Below are 16,184 nucleotides of genomic sequence, written 5' to 3'. Positions count from 1 at the left end.
CTATCAGCCGCGCTCCAGCCAGCCAAGGATCGCCTGCCGGTCGCCGTCCAGCGCCGGGGCAGGGGGGCGGCCTGCCATTTCCGGCAGAGTGGAGAGCTTGATCGGGTTCCCGGGCGCGAAGAAACCGGGCCCGCCGTTCCGCGGAGCCACCGGCTGCACCATGCCCCGCGCCAGAAGCTGGGGGTCGCGCAGAACCTCGGCCATGTCCTGCACCCGCCCGGTGGGCAGGCCCGCAGCCTCCAGCGCCGCGACCCAGTGATCCACCGTTTCGCCCAGCGTCACCGCCTCGATCAGCCGCTTCAGAAGCGCGTGGTTGTCGCAACGCGCCGCGTTCGTGGCAAAGCGCGGGTCATCCGCCACCGCCAGCCCCAGCACCGCACAAAGCCGCGCGAAAAGCGCATCGTTCCCCGCCGCGATGACCACGAACCCGTCCGCCGCCCGGAAAGTGGCAAAGGGCGTTATCGTCGGATGGCGCGCCCCGGTCCGGCCCGGCGGCACGCCGGTGGCGGTGGTGATCGCGATCGCATGTTCCATGATCGCCAGCTGCGAATCCAGCATCGCCACATCGATTAGCGCGCCCCTGCCAGTCCGCTCCCGCTCATAAAGTGCCGCCAAAATCCCTTGTGTCAGGAACATCCCCGCCACGATGTCGCCGATCGACGCCCCCACCCTGACCGGCGGCCCGCCAGCCTCACCGGTGATTGACATCACGCCACCGCGCGCCTGCACCACCATGTCATAGGCGGGCTTTCCGGCGTCCGGCCCGGTCTGGCCAAAGCCCGAGACGGCCGCATAGATCAGCCGCGGAAAGCGCTTTGACAGCGCCTCCCAACCATAGCCGAGGCGCTCCATCGCCCCGGGACGGTAATTCTCGACCAGCACATCCGCCCGCGCCAGAAGCCGCTCAAGGATCGCCCGGTCGTCCGGGGACTTCAGGTCCAGCGCGATCGACTGCTTGCCCGCATTCAGTGTCGCGAAATAGGCGCTTTCGCCGTCCACGAAGGGCGGGAAGGACCGCGTGTCATCGCCCGTCCCCGGACGCTCCACCTTGATCACCCGCGCGCCAAGATCGCCCAGCGTATGCGTGGCGAAGGGCCCGGCCAGAACATGCGTGAGGTCGAGGATCGTTATGCCGTCCAGAGGTGCCATCTTGAACTCCCGCGCCCGTTCCTTCAGAAACCCATGTCAGACCACGGAACGCCGGGCGTTGACGCGGATCAAGCCGCCCGCTACCTCGCGCGGCATGGCACGCGCACCGCTTCTGCAACTCAATGACGTCTCGCTGACCTTCGGCGGCAATCCTGTCCTTGACGGGGTCTCGATGACCGTCCAGCCGGGCGACCGCATCGCGCTCGTAGGCCGGAACGGGTCGGGCAAATCCACGCTGATGAAGCTGATGGCGGGCCTCCACGATCCCGACTCCGGCAGCCGCACCATCCCGCCGGGGGTGACGGTCGGCTACATGGAGCAGGATCCGGACCTCAGCCGCTTCGCCACCCTGGGCGATTTCGCCGCCTCCAGCCTGCCCGAAGGCCAGGACTACCGCCTTGCCGTGGTGGCCGAGGGCCTGAAGTTCGACCCCACGGTGCCGGTGGCAACTGCCAGCGGGGGTGAACGCCGCCGCGCCGCGCTGGCGAAACTTCTGGCCGAAGCGCCGGAACTGATGCTTCTGGACGAACCCACCAACCACCTCGACATCCAGGCCATCGAATGGCTCGAGGCCGAGCTTTCCGCTACCCGCGCGGCCTTTGTCCTCATTTCGCACGACCGCGCCTTCCTGCGCGCGCTGACGAAGGCCACCCTCTGGCTTGACCGTGGGGTGCTCCGCCGCCGCGAGAACGGGTTCGAAAGCTTCGAGGAATGGCGCGAGACCGTCTGGGCCGAGGAAGACGAGGCCCGCCACAAGCTTGACCGCAAGATCAAGGCCGAGGCGCGATGGGCCGTCGAAGGCATTTCGGCACGGCGCAAGCGCAACATGGGACGGGTCCGCGCGCTCCAGCAGCTTCGCGCCGACCGCGCTGCGCAGATCCGGCGGCAGGGCACTGCGGCGCTGGCGTTGGAGTCCGGCCCCACCTCCGGCAAGAAAGTCATCGAGGCCGAGAAGATCTCCAAGACCTATGGCGGAAAGACGATCATCAAGGACTTCTCCCTGCGTGTCCTGCGCGGCGACCGGGTGGCCTTCGTTGGTCCGAACGGAGTTGGAAAGACAACGCTTCTCAAGCTCTTGACCGGTGAAGTTCAACCGGACAGCGGCCGTGTCAGCCTTGGCACGAACCTCGAGATCGCGGTTTTCGACCAGACCCGCGCCCGGCTCGATCCCGAGGCAAGCCTTTGGGACAACCTGACCGGCGATCCGCTGATGCGCGTCTCGGGCTCGGCCGACCAGGTCATGGTGCGGGGCGCACCCCGGCACGTCGTGGGGTATCTCAAGGACTTCCTCTTCGACGACATCCAGGCTCGCGCTCCGGTCCGCAGCCTGTCGGGCGGCGAAAAGGCGCGGCTTCTTCTGGCCAAGCTGATGGCCCAGCCCTCGAACCTGCTGATCCTCGACGAACCGACGAACGACCTTGATGTCGAGACGCTGGACCTCCTGCAGGACATCCTCGGCGACTATGACGGCACCGTGCTTCTCGTCAGCCACGACCGCGATTTCATCGACCGCGTGGCCACCGCCACCGTCGCACTGGAAGGGCAGGGCAAGGCCACCGTCTATCCCGGCGGCTGGTCCGACTATGCCGCCCAGCGCCCCGCACCGGATGTGGCCGCCGCCGTAAAGGCCACCGGCAAGCCGGCGGCTGCGAAGGCGGAACCCCCGCGTCCGTCCGGCCTCAGTTTCACCGAGAAGAAGCGGCTTGACGACCTGCCTGCCCAGATCGCCCGGCTTGAGGCCGAGATTGCCAAGCTTGGCACCCTCCTCGCCGATCCCGATCTTTTCACCCGCGAGCCTGTGAAATTTCGCAAGGCGACCGAGGCACTGGCCGAACGGCAAGCCGCCCTTGATGCCGCTGAATCCGAGTGGCTGGAGCTTGCCGATCGCGCCTGACGCGTCTTCTTGCGCGGAAAGAGGCCCAAACTGCCATCGGCGGTGGGCGCGCCTCCGCCGACCATCCTCGATGGCTTTCAAGCTGCCGTGAACCACCCTTGTCCCGTCCGGGTTGTATCCCCAGCCTTGAGCGCGTGTCGCCCGTGGCACCTCTGCGGGCAGCCGGAACAAGGAGAACAACATGAAGTCTATCGCAGCACTTTTCGCAGCCGCCCTGGTGGCCAGTCCAGCCCTGGCGGGCGGCCCAACCGTCGTCACGACGGAACCGGTCGTCGAACCCGTGGCTCCGGTCGTTGTGTCCACACCTGACTGGTCGGGCTTCTATGCCGGTGGCCAGCTCGGCTACGGCGACATCGATTCCAACGGCGCCGGTCTTGACGGCAACGGCTGGCTTGGCGGTATCCACGGCGGCTACCGCTGGGATTTCGGCCAGTTCGTCTTCGGTACCGAACTTGATTACGACACCATCGACATCGACCTTGGCGGCACGACCGGCACCCTGGATGACGTCACCCGGGTGAAGCTGGTCGGCGGTGCCGATCTTGGCAGCAGCCTACTATATGCGACCACCGGTTACGCCTATGCCACCGCCAGTGTCGGCCCGGACTCGCTGTCGGATGACGGCTGGTTCTATGGTGCCGGCTTGACCTATGCGATCGGCGACCAATGGACCCTGGGCGGCGAGCTTCTACAGCACGACTTCGGCAACTTCGATGGCTCGGGCGTCGACTTCGATGCACTGACCGCGACCGCCCGCGTCAGCTTCCGGTTCTGACGCGCAGTCCGGCCGGGCCGGGCTGTCCTGGCCCGGCCCCAAGCCTACTTGATCCGCCGCTTGCGGTATCCGCTGCCGATACCGGACCGCAGCATGTAGACTTCCCGATCCATGAAGCCGCAGGACTTGCACAGCTGATGCTCAATCCCTGACCCCGGCGACGACCGGGACGGCTGCTCGATCACCTCGAACGTCCGGTTTAGCGTAAGTTCCCCGCACCGCGGACAGGTCTTCCGCGCGCGCGCACGGCGCTGGAACAGATAGGCGACCGAGCCAAGAAGAAGAACCGCAGCAAGGAGATAGGGAAGGCTCGCGGGAAGTCGCTGTTCTGCGGAGGGAAACCCTTCGGTTGCGGTGACCGGCGCACCAGCAAGGAACGGCACGATCACCTGGTCGCGCGCCATCACGACACCGGCCTCTATCCCGTCGGCTATGCGGCCCTCCCGGAAAGCCGGCAGCACGGAAATGCCAAGCACGCGGGCGGCGCGGGCGCCGTAGACGGGCGGGTAGTCGGTGCCAAGCGCAAGCCTTGCATCGGCCGGTTCGGTCGAGACGACAAGAAGAAGCCCATCGTCAGCTGCATCGGTTTCGCCGTTCCAGGCCTCGAACAGCTGGCCGGCATAGGCCTCTAGGTCCCGGTTTGCGACACCCTGCGCGGCGCCATCGGCAAGCGTCACGACATCCATTTCGACGCCCGTCGCCTCGCGAGTTTCGGCCAGCACACGCTCGATCCGCGCCTCGGTGGTCGCGTCAAGGACGCCAGCCAGATCAAGGACATGGCCTTCAGGGGCGGAGGGCAGTTCCTGGGCCGCTACTGCGACAGGCAATAGGGCAAGATAAAGGCCGAGAACGACCGGTACAGGCAGGCGCAGGGTCATCGTGCAAGCAGTTCTTTCACCGTTGGTGCGATCAGCATGACATCTTCATGACGGCAGTCAAATGTTCCGACGGTCACCCGGATCGCCATCCGTCCATCGACCCGCGTTTGGGTCAGATAGATGCGCCCATCCTCATTTATCCGCGACAAAAGCGCCTCGGTGGCCGCATCGTCGCCCAATGCGAAACTGAACAGCGACAGCCGGGGCTCGGTCACGATCTCGACCCCGGGAAGTGCGGCCAGCTGATCCCGCGCTTGCCGTGCCCAGGCCACATGGTTGCGAATCCGTTCGCGCAGTCCTTCCAGCCCGTAAGCGCGAAGGACGAACCACAGCTTCAGCGCCCGGAACCGGCGGCCTAGGGGCACGGTCCATTCGTTGTAGTTGATGATCTCCTCGCGCCCCGCCGTCTCCAGATACGTCGGCCTTAGGCCCAGCGTCCGCACCTGCGCGCCCGGGTCGCGCATGAACTGGAGTGAGCAGTCGAACTGCGCCCCAAGCCACTTGTGCGGGTTCAGCACGATGGAATCCGCCCCCTCGATGCCCTCCCAGAGGGTGCGGAACTCCGGGCAGATCATCGCGGACCCGGCCCAGGCTGCATCGACATGCACCGGCACCCCCGCAGCCTGGGCCGCAGCGATGCACTCCCCGATCCGGTCGAAGGCGCCCACGCTCGTGCCCCCCGCGCACAGGATCACCCCCGCCGGCAGCATCCCCGCCGCCCGGTCCGCCGCGATCGCCGCCGCCAGCGCCGCGCCCGTCATCGCGCGGCTGTCGTCCACCGGCACCTTGACGAGGTTCCGCTGCCCGATCCCCGCCACCCGGATCGCCTTGTCGACCGAACTGTGCGTCTCGGCACTCGCGTAGAATCGCAGGACGGGTCCGCCCGCCAGCCCCTCCTCCAGCCCCCGGAACCCCAGCGCCCGCTCGCGCATCGTCAGGACCGCCGACAGCGTCGCGGTCGTCGCCGTGTCATGGATCGTGCCGGTGAAACCCTCGGGCAGACCCACGGCCTGGCGCATCCAGTCTACCATCACCGTCTCGATCTCGGTCGCAGCGGGCGAGGTCTGCCAGATCAGCGCATTGCACCCCATAGCGTTGACGAGCTGCTCGGCCAGCATGCTCGCCGGGGCGGCATTGGCCGGGAAATAGGCGAAGAACCGGGGATGCTGCCAGTGGGTCATGCCGCCGGGCACGATCCGCTCGAAATCGTCCCAGATCGCCTCCATCGCCTCGGCCCTTTCCGGCGCCGCGCCGGGAAGTTGCCGGGCGATCGCCCCCGGAACCAGCGGCGCGCGCACCGGCCGGTCGCGCAAGGACGCATGGTAGTCGGCCCCCCAATCCGCCGCCCGCTTCGCCCAGAGCCGCAAGTCCTCGTGGTCCATTCCCGCCTCCCGCACTGCGGGCAAAAAGGCACGGCCGTAAGGAAACGGCAAGGCTTTACCGGGATTCTGCCACGACTGGTCCTTTTTCCGAACGCAGAGACAGGTTAGCGTCCTTGCGTCAATTGCTTTGTCTGCAAGAGGAACCGCCCATGTCGCTTTCCCGTCGTGCTGCCCTTCTGGGCGTCACCGCCCTGCTTCTTTCCGCCTGCGTCGGCGGCGGCACGTTCGAAACCGCCTATGATCCGCTGCCCGCCGACGTCAGCCGGACGTGGCGGCTCGCTGATGTCCGCGTCGACGTGCCCCGCAGCCTGACCGTTTCGGAAGAAAAGTCGCTGCTGCCCAGGGCCGACATCGTCTGGCGCGAGGATCCTCTGGGCGACCGCTATGCCCAGGTCGCCAGCATCATGGGCGAGGCGGTGACGCGCGGTGCCTCGGGCCTGCGCGGATCGCGCCCGGTGGCAATCGACATCACCGTCGCCCGCTTCCACGCCCTGACCTTCGAAGCCGAACAGCGCGGCCCGAACTGGGGCGTCCACAACATCCAGTTCACCGCCCAGGTCTCGGATGCGCGCACCGGCGAGGTGCTGGTGCCTGCCACCATGATCCGCGCCGAGCTTCCGGCCCTCTCGGGCGAGCAGATGCGCGAGGCGCGGCAGCGCGGCGTCACGCAGAAATCCATGATCACCAACCATGTCGCCAAGACCATCGCCGGCTGGCTGGGCACCGGCCCCGACAACCGCGGCACCTTCACCCGCCAGGGCAACTGAGCGTTCTTGCCGTCCCGCTGAAGTATAAGGGCACCGAAGGCTTTCCCTCCGGTGCCCGTGATCTTCGCATCAAGCCTGGCTCAGACGGCGTCTTCCGCAGCCGGCGCGCTGTCGGTACGGCCAGCGCCTGCGGGGCCGCGGCCATTGGCCAGCGGGTCTTCCTGGCGCTGGACCGAGCCTTCGAAATGCGCCCCGCTCTCGATCGCGATGGTCTTGTGGATGATATCGCCCTCGACACGCGCGGTCGAGGTCAGGCGCACCTTCAGCCCGCGCACCCGGCCGACCACCCGGCCATTCACCACGATGTCGTCAGCCACGATCTCGCCCCGGATCGTGGCGCTTTCGCCCACCGTCAGAAGATGCGCCCGGATGTCACCCTCAACGGTGCCTTCCACTTGGATGTCGCCCGTGGTGCGCAGGTTGCCCACGACGGTCAGATCCGAGGACAGCACCGACACCGCCGCCTTGCCTTTCGGCGCCGAGGGGGTGAAGTCCATGCTGGGTTTCGTCATCGGGGCCTCCGGGGCTTTGGGCTTTTCGGCGTCAGCCTTGGGGCCGGGTTCATTGATGCGGCTCTTAGAAAACATTGTTCGCTGCCTTTATGAAGGTCATCGGGTTCACCGGCGTGCCATTCAGGTGAACCTCGTAGTGAAGGTGCGTGCCGGTGGACCGGCCTGAGTTGCCCATATCACCGATCTGTTCTCCGCGCGAGACCCTTTGGCCCACCGAGACGTCGATGTCAGAGAGATGTCCGTAAAGCGTCGACACACCGAAGTCGTGCCGGATTGTTACCTGTCGCCCATAGCCCGAATCCCATCCTGCATGGGTCACAACACCGTCGGCGGTCGCATAGATGGGCGTTCCATAGGCACCTGCCATGTCGGTTCCCGCATGAAACCTGGTGCCAGCGCCCTTGGGATCGCGCCGGTAACCGAAGCCGCTGGTCCAGCGGAACCGGTCCTTGACCGGCATCGCGAAGGGAAGCTTGAATGCCGCGATCCGGTACATGTTCATCCGGTCAAGGCCGCCGAGGATCGCGTTGGCGCGCAGTTCCTCGGCCGTCGGAACCGAACCCGAGGTCGAGAACGAGATCGGCGACAATGGGCCACCCTGGCCGGAATAGCCTTCGCGCACGGCGTCCAGAAGGTCTTCGGGCGACATGCCGGCATCGCGGAACATGTTGTCCAGGGGCTCCATCGAGATCGTGACCGCCTCTTCAAGCTTCGAGAAGATCAGGTCGTTCCGCTGTTCCATCGCCACTTTCGCATCGGCGATGAGCGCGGCCTCCTCCTGCGCGGCCTTGGCTTCGGCCAGCATCTCGTCCCGCTCTTCTGCGGTCAGACCCAGGGCGTTGACCAGGATTTCCAGCGTGGCCATCGCATCCTGGGCGCGGCCAACTTCGGTGGCGCCGCCGGACTGCTGGTTCAGGGCCAGCCTGGCCTGCTCGGCTTCGGCCCGCGCCAGGTCACGTTCCTTGATCGTGCGGCGAAGCGTTTCCTGAATCGCTTCGACTCCGGTCTCAAGCTCGCGCCGCCGATCTTCAGAGGCGAGCAGGCGCTCCTGCATCTCTGAAACCTGCTCCAGCGCCATATTGAAGCGTTCATGGGCGCGGGCGGTTTCCTCGGTGCGCATGTCGCGGTCAGCCGAAAGAGCGTTAAGCCGCTCTTCGTACATCGCCTGCTGCCGGGCGGATTGCTCGCGCGCCGAACCTGCCCCGATCGAATCCATCATGATCAGCGCGGTCGCGACGATCGTCCAGGCAAGGCCAAGCGTGCCCCCGACCAGCGCCAGGACCTGCGTTCCCGACCGCAGCCGGATAAAGCGTGTCTCGGTGTCGGATTTCAGGAACAGACGCTGTTCCGGAAAGTAATGCTCCAGCGTCTGATGGAACCGATAGGTCAGACGGTTCAGCACGTTCTGTTCATCCGGCAGTTTCCCCAATCGACAATGCCACAACCATGCGGCGCAGCATGTACCGCCCCCCAGCGGGTGCTGACTGATTAGCCAAGGGTTTCCGACCCCGCAAGAAATTTGACCAATATCAGCTTTTTCCTGCGTTTTGGCGCCGGTCTTTCGGCAAGAAACCGCCGATCAGTCCGCCGCTTCGGCAAGCGGCCAGTAGAAATCCGGGGGCAGGCCGGCGTCGGCCCGTTTCGCCTCGTTGAAGGGCGGCTTCAGGCTGCCGTGGAAATAGCGGCGGACAAGGGCATGAAATACCTCTTTCGGGTCGCTGCCCTCGCGCCCACACAGCCAGTTGAACCATTTCGAGCCGTAGGCGACATGCGCGACCTCTTCGGCATAGATCACTTCCAGCGCCGCGCGGGCCCGGGTCTCGCCAGCCTTTGCAAAAATCTCGATCATGCCCGGCGTGACATCAAGGCCCCGCGCTTCCAGCACCATGGGCACGACGGCAAGGCGGCCAAGGAGGTCATCTGCGGTGTCTTCGGCTGCGCGCCACATGCCGGCATGGGCGGGAAGGGCGCCGTAATGGCTGCCCATCGCCTCAAGACAATCGCAGATCAGGTTGAAATGCTTGGCTTCCTCGTCGGCGGCCTTCACCCAGTCGTCGTAGAAGCCAAGGGGCATCGGCTGGTCGGTAAAGCGGGCAATGATGTCCCAGTGGAGGTCCACGGCATTCAGCTCGATATGCGCAACCGCGTGCAGCAGGGCAATGCGTCCGGCCGGGGTGCCCGGACGGCGGCGGGGGACATCCTTCGGTGCAAGAAGTTCGGGCCGTTCCGGCCGTGAAGGGCGAAGCGGTGGGACGGCATGACCGATCTGCAAGGGCGAGCCTGCTTCGCGGGCCGCAAACCAGGCCGCCGCATGGCGCAGACCGAGCGCGGTCTTCGCGCGCCCGTCGCCCGTCGTCAGCACCTCGACCGCCATTTCCGCAAGGGTTACCAAGCTGACCCACCTCAGGGATCGTCCGCAAGGACACAGAAACTGCCCGTGCACGTGGTCGTCAAGAGGTAAAGAAATCCCTAACTTCCACGTTCAAGATATTGAGCTAGCTTAATTATCCTATTTTGACCACTGTGGTCACCCCAGCGCCTTGGTCGCTGCCAGCACCTCGTCGGCATGCCCCTTGACGCTGACCTTCGGCCAGACCTGCGCCACCTTGCCCGTCCCGTCGATCAGGACAGTGGTCCGCTCGATCCCCATGTAGGTCTTGCCGTACATGCTTTTCTCGACCCAGACGCCGTAATCCTCGCAAGTCTGCCCGCCCTCGTCCGAGGCAAGGATGATCGAAAGCCCGTGCTTCTTGCAGAACTTGTCGTGGCTCTTCACGCTGTCCTTCGAGACCCCGATAACCGTGGTCCCCGCGGCGGTGAAGTCGGCAAGGCGGGCGTTGAAGTCCTGGGCTTCCAGCGTGCAGCCGGGGGTGTCGTCCTTGGGGTAGAAGTAAAGCACGACCTTGCCCGGACGCAGCGCCGACAGCGTGACGGTCGCGCCGCCGTCGCGGGGCAGGGTGAAGTCGGGGGCGGTCTGACCTGCGGAAATCATGGGCGGCTCCTTGCCTTGTCAGGGATTGTGATTTCCGTTCTAGTTGTCTTGCGGCAAAGATAAAGGCAGCAAGTGCCGAACCTTCTGTCGGACCGTCTTCGGATCGGGCGGGGCTTGCAGACAAGGGCAGTAGGACACACGGGCAGCAATGGCGGAGGAAGAGCCGGGCCAGACAGGCAGGGCCGAGGCGGATGCGCCCGCCGCGCCACCGCCGGTCCGTGCGCGCGACCGCCGGGCGAGGCCCGTCCGGTTCAGCCTGACGGTCGTCCTGACCCTGCTGGTCCTGGGGCTGGGACTTTTCTACCTCACCCTGGCACATACTGGGACAAGCCTGAAACTGCCCACGCCGATGGTGGCCGAGATCGAGGACCGCCTGAACCAGGGAAGCCTCGCCGCCCGGCTGCCGCCGGGGACCGCCGTTTCTCTTGGAACTGTCGAACTTGCCGTCGACCATGACTTCGTGCCTCGCTTCCGGCTTGGCGATATCCGGTTGATGGACGCCGGGGGACGCTCGCTTCTTTCCCTGCCCGAAGCCTATGTTTCCTTCGACCCGCAAGCAGCCTTCACCGGCCGGCTGCGGCCTGCATCGGTGCGGCTCGTCGGCGCCCGGATTTCTGTTCGGCGCAGCATCGACGGACGGTTCGACCTTCAGTTCGCCGGAACAGGCGGTGCCGGGCCCCAAACGGTGGAGGAGGTTCTCGATACTGTCGGACGGGTCTTTTCCGCGCCTGGCCTCAGCACCCTGCGGACCATCGAGGCCGAAGGACTGATGCTCACGGTGATCGATGATCGCGCGGCCAGGTCCTGGACCCTGGGCGACGGGAGGCTGATGATCGAGAACCGCCCTGGCGAGATTGCTTCGGAACTTGGGCTGACGCTGATCGGTTCCGAAGTGCCGGCACAGGCGACACTGCGGCTGACTGCAGACAAGCTGAACGGGGCCGCGCGGCTGGAGGCGCGGCTTGCAAACATGGCCTCGGCGGACCTTGCCGCCGTGTCACCGCCTCTAGCCTGGCTTCGGTCAGTATCCGCCCCGATCTCGGGATCGCTTGCGGCAAGGATCTCGGACAGCGGAACCCTGGCCGACATGCGGGCGGAACTGGCGCTGGCGAAGGGCAGCATCCAGCCCGGGACGGGCGCGGCCGACATCGCCTTTGATCGGGCCAGCCTGTCACTGAGCTACGACCAGGCGACGGCGCGGCTGCGCCTGACTGACCTTGACGTGCAAAGCAAGTCGCTGCGCCTTCGTGCGGCGGGCCATGGCGACCTGATGGAGGCCTCGGGCAGTCCTCTGTCCCCGGGCAAGATGCCCGATCACCTTCTGGCGCAGATCGCGTTTTCCGAGGTGATCGTCGACCCGGACGGCCTGTTTCAGGAACCTGTCCGCTTTCCCAAGGGCGCACTTGATGTCCGGCTGCGGCTTGATCCTTTCCGGCTGGACATCGGACAGTTGTCGCTCGTCGATGACTCGGACAACCGGTTGACGCTGAACGGCGGGCTCGAAGCCAAGCCTGACGGCTGGGCCGCGGCACTGGACGTCAGTCTGGACCGGACCGATGCCAAGCGACTGCTCAAGTTGTGGCCGGTCTCGGCCGTGCCGAAGACACGAAACTGGTTCGCGGAGAATGTGGGGCAGGCCAACCTGACGGATGTGCAGGCTGCCCTGCGGCTGACGCCTGGAGCGGCACCCCGACTGACCCTTGCCTACGAATTCGCTGAGGCTGAAGTGCGGGTGGTCCGCACGCTTCCCGAGGTTGTCGGAGCGCGGGGGCATGCCACGCTGGAAGACAAGGTCTATACCGTCCAACTGGAACGCGGCTACATCGTCCCGCCGGAAGGCGGGCGCATTACGGCTGATGGGTCGGTCTTCCAGGTCCTGGACGTGACCGAGCGCCCGGCGACGGCGAAGATCACCCTGCATACCTCGTCCAGCCTGACCGCGGCTCTGTCCCTTCTGGATCAGCCGCCCTTCAGTTTCTTTTCCAAGGCCGGGCAGCCGGTGAACCTGGGTGATGGGCGGGCGGAACTGACGGCAACACTCTTCATGCCATTGAAACCAAAGGTACAATTGCCAGAGGTGACCTATGTTGTATCCGGGCGGATCGTCGACCTGACCTCACCCGCACTGGTGCCTGGGCGTATCCTGCGGGCACCGGAGGTCTCGGTCGCGGTCGACACCAAGGGGCTGACACTGTCCGGCAAGGGGACGCTGGACATCCTGCCGATCGACCTGACCTACCGGCGCGGCTTTGGCCCCGACCAGAAGGGCAAGGCGCGGGTCAACGGCACGGTGCTGCTGTCGGACAAGGCGCTGCGTGCCTTCGGGATCGAGCTGCCGGAGGGTGCGGTCAGCGGTGAAGGTCCGGCGGCGATTGATATCGCGCTGGAGAACGAACGTCCGCCAGTGCTGACGCTGACCTCGAACCTTGCCGGACTGGGCCTGAACCTTGAGGCCCTGGGCTGGTCGAAGCCCGCGCGGACGAAGGGCAGCCTTGATATCGAGGCCCGGCTGACACGGACCCCGGTGGTCGAGCGGCTGGCTCTGTCCGGCCCCGGGCTTGAGGTGGAAGGCGAGATTGCCACCCGTCAGGGCGGCGGGTTGGATGAGGCGCGGTTCACGCGGGTCAGGGCCGGCGACTGGCTGGACGGGTCGGTCACCCTGGTCGGCACCGGCCCGGGTGGCGCGCCCGAGGTTGCGGTGACGGGGGGCAGGATCGACCTGCGCGCCATGCCCGAGAGCGGCGGCAAGGGCGGGCCGGTCAGCCTGGCCCTGGACCGTCTGACGATTTCGGCCGGGATCACCATGACCGACTTTCGCGGGGAGTTCGATACGCGCGGCGGTCTGGATGGCCGCTTTGCCGCCCGGATAAACGGGGGCGGCGCGATCGAGGGGAGCATCACCCCGTCGGACCGGGGCGACGTGATCCGCATCACCTCACGGGATGCCGGCGCGGTGATGGCCTCGGCCGGGATTTTCGACAAGGGGCGGGGTGGCAGCCTTGACCTGACGTTGGTCCCGCGGGGGCCGAAGGGACACTTCGACGGCAGGGCCAGCTTTTCCACCATGCGGGTACAGGACGCCCCGGCGCTGGCCGAGCTTCTCTCGGCGGTCTCGGTCGTGGGGCTGCTGGAGCAGTTGAACGGCGAGGGGCTCGCGTTCAACAACGGCGAGGTCACCTTTATCCTGACGCCCGAGGCGGTGGAGATCACGCAAGGCTCAGCCGTCGGGGCCTCGCTTGGCATTTCCTTTGCGGGGCTTTACGACAGCCGTGGCGGGCGGCTGAACCTGCAGGGCGTGATTTCGCCGATCTATCTGGTGAACGGGTTGGGACAGATCTTTTCGCGCCGGGGTGAGGGGTTCTTCGGCTTCAATTATGCGCTGACCGGATCGGCCTCTGCGCCGGTGGTGTCGGTCAATCCCCTGTCGGTGCTGACTCCCGGGATGTTCCGCGAGATCTTCCGGACCGCGCCGCCGAACCTGAACGACCTGCGCGGGGATGCCGGTTGATGAAGCTTTCCGATTTCGACTTCGACCTGCCGGAGGGGTTGATCGCCACCCGGCCCGCCCGTCCACGAACCTCGGCCCGGCTGCTTCTGGCCGAGGGCGACCGGATCAGCGACCGGCATGTGTTCGACCTGATCGACATCTTCAAGCCCGGCGACCGGCTGGTCCTGAACAACACCAAGGTTCTGCCCGCGCGGCTCTTCGGCACGCGCCAACGGGGCGAGGCGGTGGCGAAGGTCGAGATCACGCTGCTGGAGCCGCGCCCCGAGGGCTGGCGCGCGCTGGCAAAGCCGCTGCGCAAGGTGAATGAGGGAGAGGTGATCCGTTTCTCGGACCGGCTGTCGGCCAGTGTGGCAGCGAAGTCCGAGACCGACCTGACGCTGGCCTTCGATCTTCAGGGCGATGATTTCGACGCGGCCCTGGCCGAGGCCGGGGTGATGCCCCTGCCGCCCTATATCGCGGCCAAGCGCGCGGCGGATGACCAGGACCGCACGGATTACCAGACCGTCTTTGCCCGTCATGCCGGGGCGGTCGCCGCGCCGACGGCCTCGCTCCACTTCGACGAGCCGCTCTTGAAGGCGCTGGCGGACAAGGGTGTCGATTTCACCGAAGTGACGCTGCATGTCGGCGCGGGCACCTTCCTGCCGGTGAAGGTCGAGGATGTGACGACCCACCGGATGCATGCGGAATGGGGCCGGGTGACAGCGGCCGCGGCGGATGAGATCAACGCGACGAAGCGGGCAGGGGGGCGGGTGATCCCGGTCGGCACCACGGCGCTGCGGCTGATCGAAAGTGCGGCGGATGCGAAGGGCACCCTGCATCCCTTCGAGGCCGAGACCGATATCTTCATCTATCCCGGTTACCGCTTCCGGGTGACCGACGCGCTGATGACGAATTTCCACCTGCCGAAATCGACGCTGATGATGCTTGTCTCGGCGCTTATGGGCGAGACGCGGATCAGGGCCATCTACCAGCATGCCATCGCACAGGGCTATCGCTTCTTTTCCTACGGCGACAGTTCGCTTCTGATCCCGGACCCCGACTGATGCTGAAAGTCCTTGCCCATTCCTGGCCGCTTCTCATGGGCGTCATGCTGCTGATGGTCGGGAACGGCGTGCAGGGCACGCTTCTGGGCATCCGCGGGAATGTCGAGGGCTTCACGACCTACCAGCTGTCCTACGTGATGGCGGCCTATTTCGTGGGCTTCCTTTTCGGCTCGTGGGCCGCCCCCCGGATGATCCGCAGGGTGGGGCATGTGCGGGTCTTTGCAGCACTTGGGTCGTTCATCTCGGCGATCCTGGTGCTTTACCCGGTCATGCCCGACTGGGTTGCCTGGTCGGTCCTGCGGGTCCTCGCGGGGTTCTGCTTTTCCGGCATCTACATCACGGCGGAAAGCTGGATCAACAACACTGCCACCAACGAGACTCGGGGGCAGGCGCTGTCGGCCTACATGATCGTGCAGATGCTGGGGATCATCGCGAGCCAGGTCTTGCTGAACATTCCCGATCCGACCGGCTTTGCGCTGTTCATCATCCCGTCGGTCCTGGTCTCGCTGGCCTTCATGCCGATCCTGCTGGCACCCACGCCAGCCCCCGCGTTTGACAGCACCAGGCGATTGGGGTTCGGCGAGCTCTTCCGCATCTCGCCGCTTGGTTGCGTCGGCATGCTCCTGACCGGCGGCGTATTCTCGGCCATGTTCGGCATGGCTTCGGTCTGGGGGGCGCAGGAGGGGTTGAGCGTCTACCAGATCTCGGTCTTCGTCGGCAGCCTGTATGTCGGGGGCCTGATCCTGCAATATCCGATCGGCTGGGCCTCGGACCGGGTGGACCGGCGGATGCTGATCATGGCGCTTTCCGCGCTTGCCGCCGTGGTGATGCTGGTCGCGACCTTCCTCTCGCTGCCCTTCGTCGCCCTGATCGTGGTGGCGGTGCTTCTGGGCGGGATCACGAACCCGGTCTATGCGCTGCTGATCGCCTATACGAACGACTTCCTCACGCGGGAGCAGATGCCTGCCGCCAGCGCCGGGCTGATCTTCCTGAACGGATTCGGCGCGATCTTCGGCCCGGTGATCACCGGCTGGATGATGGAGACGGTCGGCCCTCGTGGCTTCTTCCTCTTCATCGGCATCCTCTACATCCTTCTGGCCGCCTATGCGGTCTACCGCATGTCGCGCCGGGCCGCGCCCAGCGTCAGCGGTGCCTTCCGGGGGGTCACGCAAGGCGCCTCGCCGCTGGCCGTCGGCGCGGTTCTGGACGAGGCAGCGAAGCCCTGAGATCAGCGGTTGCGGCGAGGGCGTTTCCCTGCAAGGCTTCTTGCCAAGAAGGAGGTGC

Annotated in this window: 13 protein-coding genes; 6 read left to right on the top strand and 7 right to left on the bottom strand. The window is 66.0% G+C overall.

Features of this window, described 5'->3' with window-relative positions; translation table 11 throughout:
* Positions 1-3 precede the first annotated feature (3 nt).
* On the bottom strand, positions 4-1,149 hold the full coding sequence (locus tag AC2D9V_RS15490; RefSeq protein ID WP_484714987.1) for a CaiB/BaiF CoA transferase family protein: 1,146 nt from the start codon (positions 1,147-1,149) through the stop codon (positions 4-6).
* 94 nt (positions 1,150-1,243) lie between these two features.
* On the opposite strand from AC2D9V_RS15490, the gene AC2D9V_RS15485 reads away from it, so the two are divergent.
* Positions 1,244-3,043, top strand: coding sequence for an ABC-F family ATP-binding cassette domain-containing protein (locus AC2D9V_RS15485; RefSeq protein WP_484714986.1), 1,800 nt, complete (start codon positions 1,244-1,246; stop codon positions 3,041-3,043).
* A 181-nt stretch (positions 3,044-3,224) separates the two neighbouring features.
* A complete protein-coding gene (locus tag AC2D9V_RS15480; protein ID WP_484714985.1) occupies positions 3,225-3,818 on the top strand; it encodes an outer membrane protein in 594 nt (197 codons plus the stop codon).
* A gap of 44 nt (positions 3,819-3,862) precedes the next feature.
* Here AC2D9V_RS15480 and AC2D9V_RS15475 read toward each other — a convergent pair whose 3' ends face one another.
* Complete coding sequence (locus AC2D9V_RS15475) at positions 3,863-4,696, bottom strand: TPM domain-containing protein (protein WP_484714984.1); 834 nt, start codon at positions 4,694-4,696, stop codon at positions 3,863-3,865.
* On the bottom strand, positions 4,693-6,078 hold the full coding sequence (locus AC2D9V_RS15470; protein ID WP_484714983.1) for a pyridoxal phosphate-dependent decarboxylase family protein: 1,386 nt from the start codon (positions 6,076-6,078) through the stop codon (positions 4,693-4,695). The genes AC2D9V_RS15475 and AC2D9V_RS15470 overlap by 4 nt, the downstream gene beginning before the upstream one ends.
* A 149-nt stretch (positions 6,079-6,227) precedes the next feature.
* Between AC2D9V_RS15470 and AC2D9V_RS15465 the strand changes: the two genes are divergently transcribed.
* Positions 6,228-6,845, top strand: a complete 618-nt coding sequence (locus AC2D9V_RS15465; RefSeq protein WP_484714982.1) for a DUF6778 family protein — start codon at positions 6,228-6,230, stop codon at positions 6,843-6,845.
* Between the two features lie 80 nt (positions 6,846-6,925).
* On the opposite strand, the gene AC2D9V_RS15460 is transcribed toward AC2D9V_RS15465, so the two are convergent.
* The 4 genes from AC2D9V_RS15460 to AC2D9V_RS15445 all read right to left on the bottom strand — a co-directional run bounded on the left by AC2D9V_RS15460 (position 6,926) and on the right by AC2D9V_RS15445 (position 10,349).
* A complete protein-coding gene (locus AC2D9V_RS15460) occupies positions 6,926-7,432 on the bottom strand; it encodes a bactofilin family protein (RefSeq protein ID WP_484714981.1) in 507 nt (168 codons plus the stop codon).
* Positions 7,422-8,759, bottom strand: a complete 1,338-nt coding sequence (locus AC2D9V_RS15455; protein WP_484714980.1) for a DUF5930 domain-containing protein — start codon at positions 8,757-8,759, stop codon at positions 7,422-7,424. The genes AC2D9V_RS15460 and AC2D9V_RS15455 overlap by 11 nt, the downstream gene beginning before the upstream one ends.
* A gap of 177 nt (positions 8,760-8,936) precedes the next feature.
* On the bottom strand, positions 8,937-9,731 hold the full coding sequence (locus AC2D9V_RS15450) for a ferritin-like domain-containing protein (protein WP_484715022.1): 795 nt from the start codon (positions 9,729-9,731) through the stop codon (positions 8,937-8,939).
* Between the two features lie 153 nt (positions 9,732-9,884).
* Entirely contained in the window at positions 9,885-10,349 is a 465-nt protein-coding gene (locus AC2D9V_RS15445) for a peroxiredoxin (RefSeq protein WP_484714979.1), read from the bottom strand.
* A 148-nt stretch (positions 10,350-10,497) separates the two neighbouring features.
* Between AC2D9V_RS15445 and AC2D9V_RS15440 the strand changes: the two genes are divergently transcribed.
* Genes AC2D9V_RS15440 through AC2D9V_RS15430 form a run of 3 tightly spaced genes read left to right on the top strand, consistent with a single transcriptional unit; the run spans position 10,498 to position 16,126 of the window.
* Entirely contained in the window at positions 10,498-13,857 is a 3,360-nt protein-coding gene (locus tag AC2D9V_RS15440) for an AsmA-like C-terminal region-containing protein (RefSeq protein WP_484714978.1), read from the top strand.
* Positions 13,857-14,900: a tRNA preQ1(34) S-adenosylmethionine ribosyltransferase-isomerase QueA gene (gene queA / locus AC2D9V_RS15435; RefSeq protein ID WP_484714977.1), complete on the top strand. Its 1,044-nt coding sequence runs from the start codon at positions 13,857-13,859 to the stop codon at positions 14,898-14,900. The genes AC2D9V_RS15440 and queA overlap by 1 nt, the downstream gene beginning before the upstream one ends.
* Positions 14,900-16,126 carry an MFS transporter gene (locus tag AC2D9V_RS15430; RefSeq protein ID WP_484714976.1) on the top strand — a complete coding sequence of 409 codons (1,227 nt, stop codon included), beginning with the start codon at positions 14,900-14,902 and terminating at the stop codon, positions 16,124-16,126. Before queA ends, AC2D9V_RS15430 begins: the two co-directional genes overlap by 1 nt.
* The last annotated feature ends 58 nt before the right edge of the window (positions 16,127-16,184 follow it).

Source organism: Tabrizicola sp. T46, assembly GCF_057219895.1.
The sequence above is the reverse complement of the archived record's forward strand: the minus strand, read 5'-3'. Positions and strand labels throughout refer to the sequence as shown.

Excerpts from the sequence above, each read along its gene's own strand:
- AC2D9V_RS15490 (WP_484714987.1), bottom strand. The coding sequence starts at position 1,149 with ATGGCACCTCTGGACGGCATAACGATCCTCGACCTCACGCATGTTCTG.
- AC2D9V_RS15485 (WP_484714986.1), top strand. The coding sequence starts at position 1,244 with ATGGCACGCGCACCGCTTCTGCAACTCAATGACGTCTCGCTGACCTTC.
- AC2D9V_RS15480 (WP_484714985.1), top strand. The coding sequence starts at position 3,225 with ATGAAGTCTATCGCAGCACTTTTCGCAGCCGCCCTGGTGGCCAGTCCA.
- AC2D9V_RS15475 (WP_484714984.1), bottom strand. The coding sequence starts at position 4,696 with ATGACCCTGCGCCTGCCTGTACCGGTCGTTCTCGGCCTTTATCTTGCC.
- AC2D9V_RS15470 (WP_484714983.1), bottom strand. The coding sequence starts at position 6,078 with ATGGACCACGAGGACTTGCGGCTCTGGGCGAAGCGGGCGGCGGATTGG.
- AC2D9V_RS15465 (WP_484714982.1), top strand. The coding sequence starts at position 6,228 with ATGTCGCTTTCCCGTCGTGCTGCCCTTCTGGGCGTCACCGCCCTGCTT.
- AC2D9V_RS15460 (WP_484714981.1), bottom strand. The coding sequence starts at position 7,432 with ATGTTTTCTAAGAGCCGCATCAATGAACCCGGCCCCAAGGCTGACGCC.
- AC2D9V_RS15450 (WP_484715022.1), bottom strand. The coding sequence starts at position 9,731 with ATGGCGGTCGAGGTGCTGACGACGGGCGACGGGCGCGCGAAGACCGCG.
- AC2D9V_RS15445 (WP_484714979.1), bottom strand. The coding sequence starts at position 10,349 with ATGATTTCCGCAGGTCAGACCGCCCCCGACTTCACCCTGCCCCGCGAC.
- AC2D9V_RS15440 (WP_484714978.1), top strand. The coding sequence starts at position 10,498 with ATGGCGGAGGAAGAGCCGGGCCAGACAGGCAGGGCCGAGGCGGATGCG.
- queA (WP_484714977.1), top strand. The coding sequence starts at position 13,857 with ATGAAGCTTTCCGATTTCGACTTCGACCTGCCGGAGGGGTTGATCGCC.
- AC2D9V_RS15430 (WP_484714976.1), top strand. The coding sequence starts at position 14,900 with ATGCTGAAAGTCCTTGCCCATTCCTGGCCGCTTCTCATGGGCGTCATG.